This is a genomic window from Blautia sp. MSK18_10, from assembly GCF_020553185.1.
Lineage (GTDB): Bacteria > Bacillota > Clostridia > Lachnospirales > Lachnospiraceae > Blautia_A > Blautia_A wexlerae.
This window is the reverse complement of sequence record NZ_JAJCGT010000015.1, coordinates 1-19,252: the sequence shown is the minus strand read 5'-3', so window position 1 is coordinate 19,252 and position 19,252 is coordinate 1. Positions and strand designations below refer to the sequence as shown.

Below are 19,252 nucleotides of genomic sequence, written 5' to 3'. Positions count from 1 at the left end.
TCTTTTCAGCAATTCATTCATAACAATACTGACGTATCACCTGAAATTCCTTTTTCCTGTTTGCTTTTACCTCCGCAAATGCCTCCAGAGCTACAACACAGGAATCCATATAAAAATTTGCCCTGCCTTTCTTTCTTATCGCATCTTCGATCATATCCATAGCTCTCATCACTTTCTTTTCCTTTGAAACAGGCAATATCAGAACCTGAAGGTAATCCTCATAGGACAATCCATGTTCATTGTTTTTCCGCATGGAATCCAGTCCTTCCATCAGACTTGAAAGATTAGACAGCGAAATCTGCCAGTCTGCGGAAGTTTTTACAAGGGGAATCTTCCCTCCTGCAAAAAGCTCTCTCACATCCAGTACGCTCTCCGCAAATGCCCAGCATAAAAGCAATGCAGACTCTATCACTACCGCTGCCGGAGGAACCAGAAATCCCGACGCAATGGCTGCAGCGAGTGCCTGTGCCTCTGTTCTTTTTACATTATCTGCCATCAAACATGCAAAGTTTACGCCTTCTCTGATGAACAAAAGCTTTGATGCCACAGATTTAAGGTTATCTATATCATTGTCTCTTCCTCCAAAAACATATTCCATCTGATATGCAAGACTTTCTTTTGACGGATCTGTGTAATTTCCCAGATGATTCATCAGATACTGCTGAAACAAAACCCCGGAAGTATAACTGCTATCTGCTGTCACTCCGTCCGGCATCTCCATTCCCTGTTGCAGCTGTCTTCCCGAAACCATTGTGTCTTTGCTGACTGTCCGGGTGGAAATTTCCCGTCCGGGTGGCAAAACCAGCTCCAGTATTCCCATTTTCATAATTCTTTTTATAATACTGATGGGATTGTCAGCCTGTGGCTGCGTCGGTGCTGGCTGGGTTGATATTTGTCCTTCCTGTTGCTGCCTGTTTTCAGCTCCCTGTGCTGCCTGCCGGCTTTTCTGAGAAGCCTGATTCATTTCTGAATCATATCTGTCGATGGAGCCTCCTGTCTCCGCCTGTTTCGCTTTCAGATCCGCCTCTTCTGTTTTTCTCTCTCGATCAGACATTTTGTTGAGAAGGAGCTGTACCCCCTGACTTCCAAGAGTTTCCTGCATATACTGCACAATCTGCTGATAAAAAACCTCTCCGCACTCATCTGTCAGAAGCCGGTAACCGGTAAGTCCGCTCTGATGCAGTTCAAGTTTCTGACTGTTCTGCTTTAACACCGGTTTCATATAGGATTCCAGATTATCGCAGATCTTTGCGAGATTAAGCTGCCCGCCTCCCATGGAACCATCCAGCGCAAACAGATCATATTCCTCAAGAAGTTTCCTGTCATACTGTCCAAATACAGAATAAAGTCCGATATCCATACTGTTGAGTATTTGGGTTCTGGCCGATGCCATACGTACAGATTCTATACTTGTACATACAAGAGACAAAAGCAGACTGAGTATTAATGCAAGAAATAATGTAATGCTTCCTCTTTCCTTTCCGCAATATTTCATACAGGAAGTACACCTCCTTCTCTTTTCATCTTAAATAGAATTACTCTGTTTGGCGATCTTTGAAAGAATGCTCTGCACCAGTTCGGTCAACTGCTCTTTGAAAATAATGACAAGCCCGATCAGGACTACAAGAATCAGAATGATCTCCACAACACCTACAGCGTCTTCTTCCTCTGCGAATCTTCGTATCAGTCCGTTTTTCTTTTTTATCTGTCTTATCAATTGTCCCATTTTTTCCCTCCATATCCAAAAGCACCCTTTACGCTGCACAGAATTTACTGCAGCACCTTATCATGTTTCTCCGTAGAAAGACATAAAAGCAGGAATCATGACAATTGCCATAACGACAATAAGCATCATGATCATCGGCACCAGAAGTTTTGTGGCTGCAGCCTCTCCAAGAACACGTGCTTTTCTCTTTCGTTCTTCCCATGCTTCGGTTGATTCTCTTTCAAGCATATCAGCCATCTGTCTGCTGCCCTTCTGGAGATTCTGGATAAGAAGCGTGGCAAATGTTTTATACTTTGCCTGACCACATCTTTCTCCAAATCTTCTGTATGCTTCACTTTCAGAAACTCCGCTTTCCATCTCATAGCAGACAATCCGTATCTCTTCATACGCAGGTCTTGGATTCCGCTTTCTCTTTCTTCCATAATCCAGAGAAATTTTCTGGAATGCCTTTCTTACAGTCATCCCGGCCTGAACCAGAAGTGTAAATTTCATGATCAGTCCCGGATAATCCATAAGAAGTTCTTCATACCGTTTCTGAAGCTGAACCTGTTCTTCTCTCCCTTTCATCACAAGAATTGCCATTGCCGCAATAAGAAACAGTCCTGTCAGAAGCATTCCGGAAGTGTCTGCCGGACTTTCCCATTTTACCTTTTTTCCATTCAGCTTATCCGGAAGATAATAATAATCCGGATCACTGCGCTGCTCGTTATACCGGGATACTGCCTCTGCAATACTTTTTTGTGCCTGTTCTTTTCTGGTCAGCTTCTTATTCTGTTTCGGTTCTTCCTCCTGCTCTTCCAGTTCCTTCTCCGGTACCTGAATGTACATGGAGACCGGTTCTTCTCCGTCAACGGATACCATAAATTCCTTCTCATATGATCCTGTATCCTCCTTTTCCAGACGGTATCCCTGAGGATACACCTGTCCACCGTTTTGCAAAGTAAGGATCATGCCCAGCAGATTTCCGGCTATCGCTACTACCGCAAAAAGTCTGATACCATCCTTCCCTCCGATTCCGGAAGATGGAATCCATCCTTTTTTCCAGCCGGTCAGTGCACACAGGATCATAACAAAAATGACAACATGTACCCACATTTGTACTGTCACACCTCAATATCTACAATCCTTCTGCCAAGCCAGTATGCCGCAGCATAAATGACAAGACAGATACTCATTGCTGCAATTCCAAAGGGATTTCCATAAAGAACACTTAAGAAGCCCGGTGAAGTCATCTGCAAGTACAGGATAATTCCCACAGGCATAAGACTCATGATCATCTGTTCTGACTTCTTTGCTGCCAGTGTAGCCTCAATCTCTTTTTTAACGTCAATCTTATCTCCAAGCATACGAGACACCTTCTGAATTACCCGGTTCATATCACCACCTGTACGCTTGGCTGTATAAAATACAGAGGCAAAATTTTCGATATCTTCTATCTGACTTCTTTCTCCAAGATCCAGAAACAGCTCTTCCAGCGGAACACTGATATGCTGCTGGCTTTCAATATAGCGAAATTCCTCCACAATATCCGTTCCCTTTCCGTAGAGTCTCTCCAAATCTCTGACACAGGTTTTTACCGCGCTTTCCACCGAATATCCAGCCTGAACCGCAACACTCAGCGAAGTAAGTGCATCCTTAAACTGATAATTCAGATTCTTCCGTCTTTCCCTGATCATACGATTTTTCTGCCATTTCAGATAAAACACAGGAACGGGAAGCATAAGAAGCAACACCCATTTACTTTTGTAAAAAAGATAATCTGCCATTATGCACAACGCCAGTGCCTGTCCCATATATTTCAGAAGTTCTTTCATAGAAAAATGATAATGATCATAATTACGTTTCTGATAAAGCTGTTCTTTTTCTTTCCCTTTCATAGTTCAATCCCCGCTCTTTCCAGTTTTTCCACATGAAGGAGGGATGCTGTCTTTACAAGACCTTTCCCTTCCTGCCATTGATACAGCGGCCGGATACGGATTTCTCCATTTTCAAAGCCGCACACCTCAGTTACTTCCAGCAATTTCCTTGATTTATCCCTCATTCTTCCCAGATGTACCAGAATATCCACTCCGGAAGCAATCTGTCTTCTGATTGCTTCCAATGGAAGATCAACGCCCATCAGAACCATTGTTTCCAGTCTGGATAACATATCCCTGGCAGAATTGGCATGGGCAGTAGACAGCGACCCTTCATGCCCTGTATTCAATGCCTGAAGCATATCCATTGCCTCTCCGCCGCGGACTTCTCCCACTATGATTCTGTCCGGACGCATTCGTAATGCAGATTTGATCAGATCTCTGATTGTAACAGAAACTGCTCCTTCCATGTTTGCCATCTTTGCTTCCAGCCGGACCAGATTATCAATTCCCCTGATACGAAGTTCTGCATTATCTTCTATTGTGATCAGTCTTTCGTCCTTGGGGATATATTCCGACATTGCTGCAAGAAATGTAGTCTTTCCGCTTCCAGTTCCGCCTCCTATGACCATGGAATATCTGGCCTTCACAAGCTTCTCCAGAAATTCTGCACATTCCTGTGTGATACTTCCCAGTGCGATCAGCTTTTCCATTGTAATGGGGTGTTCAGGAAAACGCCTTATAGTGAGAATCGGACCATTTAATGCAACCGGATAAATTACAGCATTTACCCTGGAACCATTTTCCAGTCTTGCATCCACGATCGGCATGGATTCATTGATCACACGATTACATTTTCCAACAATCTGCTGGATCACATCCTCCAGTTTCTCAGCAGAAGTAAAACTTTTATGCCATTTCATAAGCTTGCCGGCCCGTTCTACAAAAATGGTATCCGGCCCGTTTACCATGATCTCAGTCACTGTCTCATCATCCACCAGTTCCTGAAGCACATCCAGTTTGCGGACAGAATAAAACAGTTCCTGACGAAGCTGTACCTTTTCTTTCAGCGCAAGACGGACATCTTTTATCTGGTTCAGAATCAGCTCATCAATTACATCAAGGATTTCTTTATCCGATAATTCTCTGGACAGATCCAGTTCTTCCATCAGCATCTGTCGCAGCTTTCTAAATACATCTTTGTTCATCCTTTTTCCCTTTACAGCATCTTTCCGGAACTTTTTTAATTTTCTTTTTTCTGGCTTTCTTTCCTCAGAAGGTTCCGCACATAATCTCCCAGTTCACTCCACATCAGCTGTTCAACATACGCAGGTGACAGGCAGGTTGCCATATGAAACGGTGGATTTATCTTTTCCGTCTTTTCCAGAATCTGAGGATAATCCCAGATTCGGACCAGATTCTCAAACTGCGCAATCTTACACTGTGAAACAGCATCAGACAATACAGGCATATAAATCTTCTTACACATATCCAGCAACTGGAAATTTTCATCAATCCCACATCCAATATCCAGCACAATCACTTCATAAGAACTGTCAAGTATAAGCATCTGAAAAAGCCGTTCCCAGTCCTGCCAGGCTGTTGTACGGATATCTGCCGGCATCTGCACAGGTGGAACATAATCCAGATTATTGATCGTCTGTATCATACTGTTCATCTTATAGAGAAGATTCTGATTATCTTGTCTCACATAATAAAGAAGATCACTCAGATTGTGGGCAAAACCTTTTCCCATCAATTCTTCAAATCCGGAATATTCTTCCATATTCAGATAAAGAACGGCTCGTTCTTTGGCAAGTATCTGTCCAAGTGTCAATGCAAAAGAGGTTTTCAGACAACGTCCCAGAGGTGAAAATATTCCAATAATTTCTGTTGTCTTTTTTAATACAGCAATCTGATCTGCCACTGTCTTTTTTTCGGCGCCATAACATGCCATCACTTCCCGGAGAACATCAGAAGAAGACTGATATTTATACACACTTGGATACTGGTCAAGTTCCGGAGGGTGTACCCCTTCCGACAAAATGATGATCTTCCCGATATCCAGATCCCGGACTTCCCGGCACATAGCCCGCCCGGAAATCAACAGCAACTCTATATGTGTTTGTTTCCCATAGGCGATCAGGTTCTCTACAGATGTAAATGCCTGTATCTCAAAGGGAATATTCTTCTTCCGGTTCATATAGTCCATAAAGTTCAGCGCATAATCCACTTCCAGATCGCATACTGCAAAAATATTTCTTTTCAATAGATACCTCCTGCATATAACAACACACTTATAAAAACAGGAATCGTAAAATGGAAATTTTCAGGAGCAGCAATACTTTTTCTCCGATAGGAACTAATCTTTCCCGTACTGACTGTACATTTCACATATTCAATAAAATAAAGGATACGTTCACAGAAATTGTGGTTAAAGATCAGAAGTGCGGCCGAAATGCCTGCACCTGTCAGAAAAGAAATAAAGATGCATTTTATGATAGATTCACAGCCCATTATCCCTCCCAGTGCGCAGAATAGTTTAATATCTCCGGCACCTATCATCCCAAAAGCAAAGAGGATCATAAGAAATAACGGAATTACGCTTCCCATTATAAAAAATCCAATTCCCGTAATATTCTTTTGCCATATACAGACAAACAGTCCCACAGACATGGAAAAAATAATCCATCCGTTATCAACTTTTGCTGTACGGATATCCATGATCATGGCAATCCCGGCAACCGCTACAGGAAAAAGGTGAAAAAATGCATATTGCATCACCTCCAGTCTTATATTTTTCGCAACTGTTTCGATACTGTTCATACAATAGGAAACAGTCAGTCTCTTCTTTGGTATTTTAAAAAAATAAAAGTGGAATTAACCGCCGAACTGACGGGATTGAATCACCAGAAGAACTCTGGTGAGTATTATTATAGGACCGGACAATTGATTTGTCCAGTCCTATTTTTTGTCGAATTTCTAAAATATTTATAAACTTGTTACCTGTCCACACGCTGCTATCCCGAAATATACTATGCGAAGTGTATTACTGAGAACAAATTGAACAGTAACATAAACCCGGCTATAATGCACTTCACAGAAAGAATATCATACACCTGTCAATTAGAGTTCGATTTCCTGTCTGCATCCTTCCGGTACAATGATAATACCATTTTCTGTATCTTTCACTATGCTTCCACCAGTAACATCGGCTATTTCATGAATATTTCTCAGCAGATAGGTCATACCTCCATTTTCTGCTGAAGCTTCCAGAGTGAGTTTATTTCCCTCTCTTACAGCTTTTACTGTAAAAGCTGTCTCTCCTTTACGCGTCACTACCTCACAGGATGCAGTTTCATTTACTTCATAAACCTGAATCTGTACATCTTTCTCCAGTTCATAATCAACGGTAGTATCTACAGCACCAATCGGAAGCAGAGTATTCTCTCTTACAAATACAGGCAGTGAAGAAAAATCATAATCTTCTTCATACCATCTTCCGCCTTCTTTGACTTCTCCGCTTAAAAGATGAGTCCATTTTCCTGCCGGCAGATAATATTCTGCATGACCTTCTTTGTTGAAGATTGGTGCAACCAGAATACTGTCACCTAACATATACTGCATATCCAGATATTTGGTTGCAGGATCATCGTTAAATTCCATGATCATTGCACGCATGGACGGAATACCTGTCTTGTGTGATTTTACGGCCATAGAATACAGATATGGGAATAATCTTAATTTCAGCTTTGTAAACTTACGGCATACATCTACAGCTTCTTCATCAAACAGCCACGGTACACGATAACTCTTGGAACCATGGAGACGGCTGTGTGTGGAAAGAAGACCAAACTGCAGCCAACGTTTGTATACATCCGGTGCTGCTGTCATTTCAAATCCGCCCATATCATGACTCCAGAAAGAGAATCCTGATAAAGTAAAGGACAGACCACCTCTTAAGCTCTCAGCCATGGAAGCATAGGTTGCAGAACAGTCACCGCCCCAGTGAACCGGGAACTGCTGTCCGCCTGCTGTAGCACTTCTCGCAAAAAGGATTGCTTCACCTTCACCCTTTACTTCCTTCAGCAGATCAAATACTGCCTTGTTGTAAAGGTATGTATAATAATTATGCATAGAAACCGGATCTGAACCGTCATAATATTTCACATCGACCGGAATTCTCTCGCCAAAGTCTGTCTTGAAACAGTCAACACCCATATCAAGCAAAGTTTTCAGCTTATTCTGATACCACTTCACTGCATCCGGATTTGTAAAGTCAACCAGGCCCATGCCAGGCTGCCAGTTGTCGATTTGCTTGATTCCTCTTCCGTCTGCACGCTGTACCAGGTATCCGTTCTTCAGACCCTCTTTAAAGAAGTTAGTTCCCTGTGCAATATATGGATTGATCCATACACAGATCTTAAGTCCTTTATCCTTATAACGTTTCAGCATTCCCGGTACATCCGGGAAGATTCTGGAATCCCATTCAAAATCACACCAGTGGAACTCTTTCATCCAGAAGCAGTCAAAATGGAATACACTCAATGGAATATCTCTGTCTGCCATTCCCTGGATAAAGGAATTGGTCGTCTCTTCATCATAGTTTGTTGTAAAGGATGTGGAAAGCCATAATCCAAAGGACCATGCAGGCGGCAATGCCGGTTTTCCTGTAAGATCTGTGTAGTTCTCGATCACACCCTTTATGTCATCTCCGTAAATAATATGATATCTGATCTCTTCACCTTTCACAGAGAATCCCACATTCTCAACCTTTTCACTTGCAACTTCGAAAGAAACATAATCACTGTGGTCTACGAATACGCCATAATGTTTGCTTGTTACATAGAACGGAATATTTTTATAAGAAATCTGAGAAGCTGTACCGCCATCTTCATTCCAGATATCAACAACCTGACCGTTCTTTACAAACGCTGTAAATCTCTCACCCAGACCATATACACATTCTCCAGGTGCAAGAGAAAGCTCTGTCACCATATATGGCTGATACTGTGCTGCCATATAGTTCGGTTCCGGGAATTTTGTCAGCGTAGCTCTGTCATATTGCATATAGCCAAGATTGCGGAATCCGATGTTTGTGAGAACTTTTCCGTCTGCTTCATATGTAATCTTAAAGTCTTTCAAGTCCACTCTTACTGTCATTCTTCCGGCTTTCATCACAGCTTCATCTTCTGTAATCTCAACCTCTGTTTCCTGTGGATCCTCATTCAGCTCATACCTTGGCTCACCTTTTACATAACCTTCATAATGATAACTTCTTACACTTATGATATCTTTACGTACAGAAATAAATTCTGTAGTGATAGTTCCGACATCCAGAGCACCGCCTCTGTCTGTGATCTGGCGGAATGGAGAAACAATTCTCATTCCTCCCGGAATTGCTTCCGCAGTAAAAGCCTGCATCGCATAGGATGCGTTTGCGCGTTCATTTTTCTCCCAGTAACCTTCTGTGAACTTCATTCCTGATCCTCCTTGCTTTTAATCTTATGATTTGCTTATTTTCCGAAATTGAAACTCTTTCAGTACCTCGCGGGATAACGGACTGCTGAATAGTTATCTGATACCAGTATACATCATGATTTTTTTTCTTACCAGCAATATAACCCAAATTTTATCTGTGCAAAAACAAAAATCTGTATATTGCATAAAACCAGAAGATTATGGTAATATTCTTCAAAATAAAGCAGATACGTAACTGTCCGGTGCCGTATTGAAGACTATAGATAAATATTTTTTTGCAGGAGGTAAAAACATGTGTACAGCAGCAACTTATAAAACCAAAGATTTCTATTTCGGTCGAACTCTTGATTATGAATTTTCTTACGGCAATGAAATTGCTATTACTCCAAGAAACTACCCATTTCATTTCCGTCACTCAGATCGGGTTCTGGATAAGCACTATGCAATCATCGGTATGGCTCATATTTCCGACAGCTATCCACTTTACTACGACGCGATCAATGAAAAGGGACTCGGCATGGCCGGACTGAACTTTGTCGGAAATGCCGCATATGCCAATCCTGTCTCTGATAAAGAAAACGTAGCCCAGTTCGAATTCATCCCATGGATTCTCAGCCAGTGCGCTACTCTGAAAGAAGCCCGTCGAAAACTCTCCTGCATGAATCTGACCAACACACAGTTCAGCGAAAACTTCCCCTGTGCTCAGCTCCACTGGATTCTCGCAGATGCTTCCGGCTGCCTTGTCATCGAATCCATGAAAGATGGCTTCCACATCTACGATAACCCTGTAGGTGTCCTCACCAACAACCCACCATTTCCACAGCAGATGTTCCAGCTCAATAACTACCAGTCTCTCTCCCCACGCCAGCCAGAGAACACATTCGCCCCTGGATTAGAACTTCAATCCTACAGCCGCGGCATGGGTGCCCTCGGCCTCCCCGGAGACCTCTCCTCTGCCTCCCGATTTGCCAAAGTAGCCTTCACCAAAATGAACTCCAGATCCGGCGACTCCGAACTCGAAAGCGTCAGTCAGTTCTTCCACATCCTCGGCTCCGTAGATCAGCAGCGTGGCTGCTGCGAAGTAGCAGAAAACAAATACGAAATTACCCTCTACACCTCCTGCTGTAATGCAATAAAAGGAATTTATTACTACAACACCTACGAAAATCATCAGATCAATGCTGTCGATATGCATCGTGAAAATCTGGATACAACAGCCTTAATCCGATATCCAGTCCTTGAAACCCAAAATATCCTCTTTCAAAACTAAACACATACCCGAAACACCGTAGATCCATCCCACAATCCCCTAACATCCAGTACCGAAAAAAAAGCCACCGCGAACACGCGGTGACTTTTTTGACCCAACCCGGCAAATCAGCCAGGTTAATAACTTTCCACACAAAAAAACCTTGCGCTCCTAAAAAAGCGCAAGGGGTGTCCAGAGGGGACGCTGCTCAAGCGTCCCCTTTGGGATTTTCCTACCGTTTATCAAAACGCTAAATTTCTTTATGACTCGTAACCCTAAGTCGTGCCATAGCTCTGGACAGAGCCAGCTGATTCATATGATACTCCTGAATACTCTGCTTCTGTCTCATCTGCTCTTCTGCTCTCTCCTTCGCTTCCTGCGCCCTGCGGATATCAATCTCCTCAGGACTCTCTGCCGTCAGACAGAACAGCTTCACACGGTTATTGATCATCTCCACAAACCCACTGCTCACAGCCAGAATATGCTTTGTGCCATCAGCTTCCTCGAAACGCATTTCTCCCGGAATGATAGCAGCAACAATATTCTCATGCTGTGCCAGAAAGGCCTGCTCACCGTCAACAGCCGGGATTGTCAGGGTTTTGGCACGTCCTGCAAACGCCAGCTTATTACTGGCATAAATCTCAAGACCAAATGTATCTGCCATAAAATCCGCTCCTTATTCCTGACCCATCTCAGTCTTTGCTTTCTCGATGACATCCTCAATTGTACCAACATTGAAGAAAGCATTTTCCGGATACTGATCCATCTCACCATCAACGATTGCCTTGAATCCACGGATGGTTTCTTTCAGAGGAACATATTTACCCTTGATACCTGTGAAGTTCTCAGCTACATGGAACGGCTGAGAAAGGAACTTCTGGATCTTTCTTGCACGGAATACAGTGCTCTTATCCTCTTCAGAAAGCTCTTCCATACCAAGAATAGCAATGATGTCCTGAAGTTCTTTATATTTCTGAAGGATTTCCTGTACTTTACGTGCTACTTCATAATGTTCTTCACCTACAACATCCGGCTCCAGGATACGGGAAGTAGATTCCAACGGGTCAACGGCCGGATAAATACCCTGCTCTACGATCTTTCTGGAAAGAACGGTTGTTGCATCCAGATGAGCAAATGTAGTTGCAGGAGCCGGATCAGTCAGGTCATCGGCAGGTACATAGACAGCCTGTACAGATGTTACAGAACCATCCTTAGTAGAAGCGATACGTTCCTGAAGTTCACCCATCTCAGTAGCCAGTGTTGGCTGATAACCTACGGCTGAAGGCATACGTCCAAGAAGGGCGGAAACCTCGGAACCAGCCTGTACAAAACGGAAAATATTATCAATGAAAAGAAGCACATCTCTGTGTTCCTCATCTCTGAAGTACTCAGCCATTGTCAGTCCGGTTTCAGCAACACGCATACGGGATCCCGGTGGCTCGTTCATCTGTCCGAACACTAAGGCTGTTTTTTCAAGAACACCGGACTCTTTCATTTCTGACCATAAGTCGTTACCTTCACGGGAACGCTCTCCAACACCTGTGAAAATGGAATATCCGCCATGCTCTGTGGCAATGTTCTGGATCAGCTCCTGAATCAGGACTGTCTTACCAACACCGGCACCACCGAACAGACCGATCTTACCACCTTTTGCATATGGTGCAAGAAGGTCGATAACCTTAATACCTGTTTCCAGGATTTCTACAGCCGGTTTCTGATGTTCGAAATCCGGCGGATCTCTGTGGATGACCCATTTCTGTTCTCCCTCAAGGGAAGGACCGTCATCTACTGTATCACCAAGTACGTTAAATAAACGTCCCAGTGTCTTATCACCTACAGGAACCTTAATGCCGCTTCCTGTGGCGATGACTTCTCTGTCACGCTGTAAGCCTTCGCTTGCGCTCAGCATAATGCAGCGTACCATATTGTTTCCCAGATGATGGGAAACTTCCATTACACATCTTTTACCGTTGTTCTCTACCTCAAGGGCATCCTTGATCTCAGGAAGATTTCCATCTTCAAAAACAACGTCTACAACAGGTCCCATAACCTGTACAATTTTACCTTTGTTCATCGTCGTCACTTCCTTTTTTGTGCTTTTGCACCGCTGACAATCTCAGTGATTTCCTGTGTGATGGCAGCCTGACGCGCACGGTTATACTCAATGGATAACTCCCTGAGCATCTTCTTTGCACTGTCCGTAGAGGACTGCATTGCCATCATTCTGGCATTATTTTCACTGGCATAGGCTTCTACAAGACATCCATAGATCAGACCAGTCAGGTAATTTGGGATCATGGTATTCAGAAGTACATCGGCTGATGGTGACAGCACGATTTCCTCCTGTGGCATGTCCGCAAGCATTGCCTGATTTGGCAGGAACTCTGCTTTCTTCAATGGAAGAAGCTGCATATTCACCGGCTCCATGGCAACTGCACTCTGCATCTCCGTATAGAAAATACGGACTTCGTCCAGTTCTCTGTCCAAGAACGCTCTGACAATCTCCTCTGAGATCAGACGCGCTCTGTGCATGGTCGGTTTCTGTACTGTATATGGAAAGTTCTCTGCGATATCCATATGTTTCTTCGTGAAATACTGACGGCCTACCATACCCAGCACATAAAGCTTGCAGTGCTCATGCTCTGCCATAAACTGTTCTGTCATTTTCTGGATATTATGGTTATAGGCACCTGCCATACCCTTATCACCGGTAACTACGATACAGCCGATCTTACGGTCTTCCTCCGCAATCTTATGACGGATACTGAAAAAAGGATGCTCTGTATCCGGCATATGACGCAGGATTCGGGAAATTGCTGCCTGCATATTATAGTAATACGGCTCTGTATCGGACAGGATTCTTTTGGCCTTCTGCATCTTGGATGAAGAAATCATATACATGGCATTGGTGATCTTCATGGTGTCCTGAATGCTTTTCATTCGAGTCTGAATCTCTTTCGTACTGCCCATATCAACACCTACCTGCTCTTATCTGCAAATTCTTCTGCCACTTTCACGATCTTTTCTGCCAGTTCATCCGGAAGCTGTCTCTTCTCCTCGATCTCTCTTCCGATTTCCGGATAAGCACTGTCAAAGTAGTCCAGCATATCTCTCTGATACTTCTTCATCTTCTTAGTTTCCACATCCATCATTGCCTTGTGTGTTGCCGCACAAAGAGTGATGACCTGCTCATGAAGACTTAATGGGCTTGAAAGCGGCTGTTTCAGAAGTTCCATAAGTCCGCTTCCGTATTTCAGCTGCTGAGTTGTAGCCTCGTCCAGATCAGAACTGAACTGTGTAAAGATTTCCATCTCACGATACTGAGCCAGATCGATACGGACACTTCCTGCTGCTTTCTTCATGGCTTTTGCCTGTGCAGCACCACCAACTCGGGATACGGAAAGACCTACGTTAACCGCCGGACGCATACCGGAGTTAAACAGATCACTCTCCAGGAAGATCTGACCATCTGTGATGGAAATAACGTTTGTAGGAATATATGCGGAAAGGTCACCTGCCTGTGTCTCAATGATAGGAAGTGCAGTGATAGAACCACCGCCGGCCTTTTCATTCAGACGGCTGGAACGCTCCAGTAATCTGGAATGGAGATAGAATACATCTCCAGGATAAGCCTCACGTCCTGGTGAACGTTCCAGAAGCAGTGACAGTGCACGATATGCAACCGCATGCTTGGATAAATCATCATAAACCATTAATACATCTTTTCCCTTATACATAAAGTACTCAGCAAGTGCAGTACCTGCATAAGGAACAATATACTGAAGCGGTGCACAGTCACTGGCTGTAGAGGAGAATACTGTTGTATAGTCCATAGCACCATGTTTCTCCAGAGTAGATACGATCTTAGCTACTGTGGAAGCTTTCTGTCCGATTGCAACATAGATACAGATTACATCTTTGCCTTTCTGGTTCAGAATGGTATCCAGTGCAACGGAAGTCTTACCTGTCTGTCTGTCACCGATGATCAGCTCACGCTGGCCACGGCCGATGGGGAACATGGAGTCAATAGAAAGAATACCTGTTTCCAGAGGAACTGTTACAGATTTTCTGTCAATAATTCCAGGTGCCGGATTCTCTACCGGACGATACCCGTCTGCCTTGATCTCACCTTTACCATCGATTGGCGCTCCCAGAGCGTTTACGATCCTTCCGATAAAAGCGTCACCTACAGGCACACCTGCCTGCTTCTGGGTTCTTGCTACCTTTGTTCCTTCTTTGATCCCTGTATCTTTACCGAACAGGATACATCCGATGCTGTTTGCACGGATATCCTGAACCATACCTTTCAGACCATTCTCAAAGGTTACAACCTCGCCATACATAGCATGATCAATACCATGTACCGTGGCGATACCATCTCCGACGGAGATGACTGTTCCTACTTCCTGGTCCTTGCTGATTTCGTCATAATTCTTAATTTCTTCTTTCAGAATCGAAATGATTTCATCTGGATTCATTGCAGCCAACTTTTATTCACCTCCGTGTCAATTTCTGTCTTAAATTGTTATAACGTCCGCGGAGACTCCAGTCGAACTCTTTGTCTCCGGCAGAAAGAATGAAGCCTCCGATCAAAGATTTGTCTTCTCTGAGAGTAAGGATTACTTCCTTTGCTCCAAATTCCCTGCGAAGGAAATCTTCCATCTTCTCTTTCTGGGCTTCTTCCGGTTTTGTTACATATGTGAGAACAGCTTTCAGGATTCCTTTCTGCTTGCGGCTGTAATTGCCATATGCTTCCAGGATATCATAAATGCTGCTGATTTTCTGATATTTACAGGTCACCTTCAGGAAATTTTTCATCTCCTGTGGGAATACCCTGTCAATTACATGTTCTTTTTCTTTTAAAGAAACCAGCGGATTCTCAAGAGCACCCTTTAACTGCGGGGTACTCCTGAAAATCTTTTCTGTCTCCAAAACAGCTTCTTCCGGGACAGAAAGCTCATATAATGCTTTTGCATAATTAATGCTTGTTTCCGTCATTGGAATCACCTGCCTCTTTTATAAACTGGTCATAAAGGGACAAATCCTGCTGACTGCTGTTTTTCTCTCCCATGATCTTTGAGGCTGCATCCAGCGCGATCTCTGCCACTCTGCTTTCCATAGCCTTCATAGCATTTTCCTGCTCTGTCCTGATATCTGCCTTTGCTTTGTCAAGCATTGCACCAGCCTGTGTGTTTGCATCTTTTACAATACGCTCAGCCTGTACTTTTGCCTCATCCTTTGCCTGGTTTACAATACGCATGGATTCGTCTTTCGCAGATTTCAGTGCATCTTCATATTTGCCTTTCAGTTCATATGCCTGTTCTTCTGTATCTTTGGCACTTGCGAACTGCTGGTCGATCATGTTTTTTCTCTGCTCCATCACATTGAGGATCGGACCAAATAAGAACTTTTTCATTAAAAGATAAAGAACAATCAGGTTAATAATTGTAAAGACCAGGTTGATGTTAATCTCGATCACCTGTCCCACCTGCCTTTCTTAGTTATTCTTTATCCATTAATTAGCCAAGCATGATAACGATCAGAAGACCGATAACGAAACCGTAAATAGCTGTTGCCTCGGCAAGGGCACATCCTAAAAGAAGGGATTTGCTGATCTTGCTTTCTGCTTCCGGCTGTCTTGCGATTGCTTCTACTGCTTTGGATGTTGCCATACCAATACCGATACCAGCGCCAATACCTGTTAAAACTGCGATTCCTGCTCCAATAGCTACTAACATAACTTTTTCCTCCTGTTGTTTAACTGAAATAAACTAAATATTACAAATCTTTCTTCACAATATGCTATCCTGTCGATATTCCGATGAGATCATTTGATGTCTGTGCAACAGATGTCTATACCAACGGTTGTTTATGACCGTTATGACCCACCGAATATCCGGACAGCATTTAAGTGCTGTTCATAACTGCTGTCTTATCCCTTATGTCCCGCGTCTCAGGTCTTATATAGGTGTCATATTCCTGTATGAACAGTAATCTTTTTTATTCAATAGCTTCTTTGATAAATAAAGAAGTTAAGAATACAAATACATACGCCTGAATGAATCCGTCAAAGAAATCAAAATACAGGCTGAATGGAATAGGAAGAACTGCCGGGCATATAAACTCAAGAAGTTTCATAACCACATAGCTTCCTAACACATTACCAAAAAGTCGCATACAAAGTGATGTCGGTCGAATAACGACCTCCAGAATATTAATCGGCAGCATGATCGGTGCCGGCTCTGCGAAGCTTTTAAGAAAGCCTTTCAGACCTTTCTTATGAAATCCTGCATACTCGATCAGAAAAATACTTGTGATCGCAAGACCGATCGTACAGTTCAAATCCTTTGTAGGCGGTACAAATCCAAACACACCGAAAATGTTTGCAATTCCAATGTAAATGACAACTGTCATCAGATAGGGAATATACATTTTTCCCTCTTCTCCAAGGATATCCTTAAAGAAGTTATGAAGAAAACTGACACCGGTTTCCAGCAAAAGCTGTTTCTTACCGGGGTTTTCCACACTCAGGTTTCTTACGAGCACCAATGACAAAATTAAAAGCACTGCCATGATCACCCATGTCACTGCTACTGACTCTGCAACTGGTATTCCTCCAAACACCGGTATGGTAAAAACTGTCTTACATTGAAGTTCTTCCATTAACGTGTCTGCTAAATTACCCGTTTCTTTTCCCTCCTTTTTCTATTTAAATCTCCGGAAGATATTCTGGCTTTTTATGCTGTCTGCCTCAGATGCCTCAGCCAGGATTCCTAAACTTATGTCTGTAAAATATTTCATAAGCTTTCCATCGATTCAAGATTTTGAGATTATTATATTAAAATCCGTTAAAAAGTCAACAATTATTTTGACTATTTCTGGCAAAAATAGATTTTCTTTTTGTGCATTTCATCCAGACATTTTGATTGAAAAATAGATTTTCATAATTTTTTTAATGCATTTTCACGAAAAAAAGGCAATTTTCATTGACCGAACTGTAAGCAGATGATATTATTTTATATGGTTTTTATATAAATTTTATATCTCTGCACTTACCAATCCTTATATTGGTAATACCAAACAGGAGGTTTTTTATGCAAATCATTTGTCTGGGAGACAGCATTACGGACTGTAATCATTTATTTGAAGATTTTCCTCTGGGAAATGGGTATGTACAGATACTCTCAGAAATGTTCCGTAATCAGACTCCTTCTTTCTCCATATCCGGAGATACTATCGGACGCTCATCAAGCGCTGTACAGTTAACAGATAAATCAACAGGTGCCATACATTTCAGGAACTGTGGCATAGATGGCTTCACTGTGACAAGAGTCCTTGAAAATATCCGCCAACACCGTATTTCTTTGCATCACTCTCCTGTTGTAACTCTGCTGATCGGCATCAATGATATCGGTCTGATAATGAACACAGACCGGACGGCTTCTCAGAAAGAACAGATGATGAGAGAGTTTGCCACTCATTACAATGAATTATTGAATCTGCTCACTGCAGATGCCAGGCAGGTAATCCTTATGGAACCCTTTATCTTTCCACATCCGGAAGAATATGAGACATGGATTCCCTATGTCCATACTATGTCTGATATTATCCGACAGCTCTCTGTCAGATTCAGACTTCCATTTTTGCCTCTGCATGACTATTTTAATAAGGAAGCAACTCAATCGGGATTTGATACCATAACAACAGACGGGATTCATCTTACTTTGTATGGACATAGGCTTCTGGCCGAGAAACTGTTCCCTCTCCTTCAAAACATTGATAACAATCCCTGAACAGATAAGCTATTGCGCATTTTCCCGGAACTTTGTATAATAAATCACTGTCCTCGCTCATATCTGCGGACTTATTATGGAAAGGAGTCTTCCTTATATTATGGAAACTACAATTAAACAGATCGAAGATATGTCTCTGAATGCCTGGCCATCTCACAAGATGGAATTATATGACGGCTGGATCCTGAGATTTTCTTATTTTTATACACACAGGACCAACAGTGTGGAACAGTTCGGCAATTCCACCCTCACCTGGCGGGAAAAAATCCCATATTGTGAAAGCGTATATAAGCGTCTGGGAACCCCCGCTGTATTTAAGATCAGTCCTCTTGTCTCTCCTGACTTTGATTATGTTCTGGAGAATCGGGGATATGCCATCCAGCATACCACCAATGTCATGGCAATGAGCATGAACGCCGCACATCTGGATACTCCATATCCTGATGTAACATTCTACAATAACATTCCGTCTGAATGGATTGAAAGTCTGTTCAATCTAAAAAATACTATAAATCCGATTCACAGAAAAGTTGTACCATCCATGTATCAGGCAATTCTCAAAGAAACCATTTGCGCCTGCATCCGCATAGACGGGCAGATCATCGCAACCGGGCTTGGTATCCTGGACAGAGACTACATCGGTATTTACGCCATCCATGTCAAAGAAGAATACCGCAAACATGGCTATGCCCGTCAGATCTGCACAGGACTTCTGAAAGAAGGAATGAAAAAAGGTGCACAGAATGCATATCTTCAGGTTGTAGAGGGAAATGACAATGCCCGGGCATTATACAGATCACTTGGATTCCAGCAGCTTTATACTTACTGGTTCCGCGTACAGCCGGATGAAAACGGAAATTTCCCACCTGAGAAATAAAAAGAACTATCTGTAAAGCATTTTTATTTTCTGCTTTTACAGATAGTTCTTAATTTTTATAGATTTTAACTTTTCTTTTTCGGGGAATCAGTTGATTCATTTAACATAGTTCGCGCCAACTATGTTGTATATCATTTTAATTTTAATATTCAAGTCTTATTCTGTATTTTATCTCTGCCTCAATTATGTTACTGTTCACTCCGTTCACAGTAACGTAGCCAAAATTCATTCCAGATTGCCTGCGGCAATGGAATTTTGGCTTGTATGTCT

19 protein-coding genes are annotated in these 19,252 nt (G+C 42.7%); 3 read left to right on the top strand and 16 right to left on the bottom strand.

Translation table 11 applies throughout. From position 1 onward, the window contains the following. Window positions 1-13: 13 nt before the first annotated feature. The 8 genes from LI074_RS08105 to yicI form a co-directional block, all read right to left on the bottom strand. The gene (locus LI074_RS08105) at window positions 14-1,495 is read right to left on the bottom strand and encodes a DUF5702 domain-containing protein (protein ID WP_173679383.1); all 1,482 of its coding nucleotides are present in this window, start codon (window positions 1,493-1,495) and stop codon (window positions 14-16) included. A gap of 30 nt (window positions 1,496-1,525) precedes the next feature. Beyond that, entirely contained in the window at window positions 1,526-1,726 is a 201-nt protein-coding gene (locus LI074_RS08100; protein ID WP_020993262.1) for a Flp1 family type IVb pilin, read from the bottom strand. A 60-nt stretch (window positions 1,727-1,786) separates the two neighbouring features. After that, the gene (locus LI074_RS08095; RefSeq protein WP_020993263.1) at window positions 1,787-2,821 is read right to left on the bottom strand and encodes a type II secretion system F family protein; all 1,035 of its coding nucleotides are present in this window, start codon (window positions 2,819-2,821) and stop codon (window positions 1,787-1,789) included. Window positions 2,822-2,829: 8 nt separating this feature from the next. Then, a complete protein-coding gene (locus LI074_RS08090; protein ID WP_055152002.1) occupies window positions 2,830-3,603 on the bottom strand; it encodes a type II secretion system F family protein in 774 nt (257 codons plus the stop codon). Further along, the gene (locus LI074_RS08085; RefSeq protein ID WP_055199838.1) at window positions 3,600-4,790 is read right to left on the bottom strand and encodes a CpaF family protein; all 1,191 of its coding nucleotides are present in this window, start codon (window positions 4,788-4,790) and stop codon (window positions 3,600-3,602) included. Before LI074_RS08085 ends, LI074_RS08090 begins: the two co-directional genes overlap by 4 nt. 35 nt (window positions 4,791-4,825) lie before the next feature. Continuing rightward, window positions 4,826-5,851, bottom strand: a complete 1,026-nt coding sequence (locus LI074_RS08080; protein ID WP_022380463.1) for a hypothetical protein — start codon at window positions 5,849-5,851, stop codon at window positions 4,826-4,828. Continuing rightward, window positions 5,848-6,363 (bottom strand): prepilin peptidase, encoded by a 516-nt coding sequence (locus tag LI074_RS08075; protein WP_055199896.1) that lies wholly within the window; start codon window positions 6,361-6,363, stop codon window positions 5,848-5,850. Before LI074_RS08075 ends, LI074_RS08080 begins: the two co-directional genes overlap by 4 nt. Window positions 6,364-6,708: 345 nt before the next feature. Then, window positions 6,709-9,063 (bottom strand): alpha-xylosidase, encoded by a 2,355-nt coding sequence (gene yicI, locus LI074_RS08070; protein WP_173698086.1) that lies wholly within the window; start codon window positions 9,061-9,063, stop codon window positions 6,709-6,711. 292 nt (window positions 9,064-9,355) lie between these two features. On the opposite strand from yicI, the gene bsh reads away from it, so the two are divergent. Next, window positions 9,356-10,333 carry a choloylglycine hydrolase gene (gene bsh / locus LI074_RS08065; RefSeq protein ID WP_173698087.1) on the top strand — a complete coding sequence of 326 codons (978 nt, stop codon included), beginning with the start codon at window positions 9,356-9,358 and terminating at the stop codon, window positions 10,331-10,333. A gap of 229 nt (window positions 10,334-10,562) precedes the next feature. Here bsh and atpC read toward each other — a convergent pair whose 3' ends face one another. From atpC to LI074_RS08025, 8 genes are all read right to left on the bottom strand, one after another. Further along, complete coding sequence (gene atpC / locus LI074_RS08060; RefSeq protein WP_055053358.1) at window positions 10,563-10,976, bottom strand: ATP synthase F1 subunit epsilon; 414 nt, start codon at window positions 10,974-10,976, stop codon at window positions 10,563-10,565. A gap of 12 nt (window positions 10,977-10,988) precedes the next feature. Continuing rightward, complete coding sequence (gene atpD / locus LI074_RS08055; protein ID WP_008706999.1) at window positions 10,989-12,386, bottom strand: F0F1 ATP synthase subunit beta; 1,398 nt, start codon at window positions 12,384-12,386, stop codon at window positions 10,989-10,991. Window positions 12,387-12,391: 5 nt separating this feature from the next. Continuing rightward, window positions 12,392-13,282, bottom strand: a complete 891-nt coding sequence (gene atpG, locus LI074_RS08050) for an ATP synthase F1 subunit gamma (protein ID WP_008707001.1) — start codon at window positions 13,280-13,282, stop codon at window positions 12,392-12,394. An 8-nt stretch (window positions 13,283-13,290) separates the two neighbouring features. Continuing rightward, window positions 13,291-14,790: a F0F1 ATP synthase subunit alpha gene (atpA, locus tag LI074_RS08045; protein WP_044996912.1), complete on the bottom strand. Its 1,500-nt coding sequence runs from the start codon at window positions 14,788-14,790 to the stop codon at window positions 13,291-13,293. A 16-nt stretch (window positions 14,791-14,806) separates the two neighbouring features. Then, window positions 14,807-15,310, bottom strand: coding sequence for an ATP synthase F1 subunit delta (gene atpH, locus LI074_RS08040; RefSeq protein WP_022380458.1), 504 nt, complete (start codon window positions 15,308-15,310; stop codon window positions 14,807-14,809). Further along, a complete protein-coding gene (gene atpF, locus LI074_RS08035; RefSeq protein WP_020993266.1) occupies window positions 15,291-15,791 on the bottom strand; it encodes a F0F1 ATP synthase subunit B in 501 nt (166 codons plus the stop codon). Before atpF ends, atpH begins: the two co-directional genes overlap by 20 nt. A gap of 40 nt (window positions 15,792-15,831) precedes the next feature. Further along, window positions 15,832-16,050 (bottom strand): ATP synthase F0 subunit C, encoded by a 219-nt coding sequence (atpE, locus tag LI074_RS08030; protein ID WP_008707007.1) that lies wholly within the window; start codon window positions 16,048-16,050, stop codon window positions 15,832-15,834. Window positions 16,051-16,312: 262 nt separating this feature from the next. Continuing rightward, the gene (locus tag LI074_RS08025; RefSeq protein ID WP_008707008.1) at window positions 16,313-16,975 is read right to left on the bottom strand and encodes a F0F1 ATP synthase subunit A; all 663 of its coding nucleotides are present in this window, start codon (window positions 16,973-16,975) and stop codon (window positions 16,313-16,315) included. Window positions 16,976-17,406: 431 nt separating this feature from the next. Here LI074_RS08025 and LI074_RS08020 point away from each other — a divergent pair, with 431 nt between their 5' ends. Continuing rightward, window positions 17,407-18,105, top strand: a complete 699-nt coding sequence (locus LI074_RS08020) for an SGNH/GDSL hydrolase family protein (protein WP_173698088.1) — start codon at window positions 17,407-17,409, stop codon at window positions 18,103-18,105. 100 nt (window positions 18,106-18,205) lie between these two features. Then, complete coding sequence (locus LI074_RS08015; RefSeq protein WP_008707010.1) at window positions 18,206-18,982, top strand: GNAT family N-acetyltransferase; 777 nt, start codon at window positions 18,206-18,208, stop codon at window positions 18,980-18,982. The last annotated feature ends 270 nt before the right edge of the window (window positions 18,983-19,252 follow it).

Coding starts and splice junctions, on each gene's coding strand:
- LI074_RS08105 (WP_173679383.1), bottom strand. CDS start 1,495: ATGAAATATTGCGGAAAGGAAAGAGGAAGCATTACATTATTTCTTGCA.
- LI074_RS08100 (WP_020993262.1), bottom strand. CDS start 1,726: ATGGGACAATTGATAAGACAGATAAAAAAGAAAAACGGACTGATACGA.
- LI074_RS08095 (WP_020993263.1), bottom strand. CDS start 2,821: ATGTGGGTACATGTTGTCATTTTTGTTATGATCCTGTGTGCACTGACC.
- LI074_RS08090 (WP_055152002.1), bottom strand. CDS start 3,603: ATGAAAGGGAAAGAAAAAGAACAGCTTTATCAGAAACGTAATTATGAT.
- LI074_RS08085 (WP_055199838.1), bottom strand. CDS start 4,790: ATGAACAAAGATGTATTTAGAAAGCTGCGACAGATGCTGATGGAAGAA.
- LI074_RS08075 (WP_055199896.1), bottom strand. CDS start 6,363: ATGCAATATGCATTTTTTCACCTTTTTCCTGTAGCGGTTGCCGGGATT.
- yicI (WP_173698086.1), bottom strand. CDS start 9,063: ATGAAGTTCACAGAAGGTTACTGGGAGAAAAATGAACGCGCAAACGCA.
- bsh (WP_173698087.1), top strand. CDS start 9,356: ATGTGTACAGCAGCAACTTATAAAACCAAAGATTTCTATTTCGGTCGA.
- atpC (WP_055053358.1), bottom strand. CDS start 10,976: ATGGCAGATACATTTGGTCTTGAGATTTATGCCAGTAATAAGCTGGCG.
- atpD (WP_008706999.1), bottom strand. CDS start 12,386: ATGAACAAAGGTAAAATTGTACAGGTTATGGGACCTGTTGTAGACGTT.
- atpG (WP_008707001.1), bottom strand. CDS start 13,282: ATGGGCAGTACGAAAGAGATTCAGACTCGAATGAAAAGCATTCAGGAC.
- atpA (WP_044996912.1), bottom strand. CDS start 14,790: ATGAATCCAGATGAAATCATTTCGATTCTGAAAGAAGAAATTAAGAAT.
- atpH (WP_022380458.1), bottom strand. CDS start 15,310: ATGACGGAAACAAGCATTAATTATGCAAAAGCATTATATGAGCTTTCT.
- atpE (WP_008707007.1), bottom strand. CDS start 16,050: ATGTTAGTAGCTATTGGAGCAGGAATCGCAGTTTTAACAGGTATTGGC.
- LI074_RS08025 (WP_008707008.1), bottom strand. CDS start 16,975: ATGGAAGAACTTCAATGTAAGACAGTTTTTACCATACCGGTGTTTGGA.
- LI074_RS08020 (WP_173698088.1), top strand. CDS start 17,407: ATGCAAATCATTTGTCTGGGAGACAGCATTACGGACTGTAATCATTTA.
- LI074_RS08015 (WP_008707010.1), top strand. CDS start 18,206: ATGGAAACTACAATTAAACAGATCGAAGATATGTCTCTGAATGCCTGG.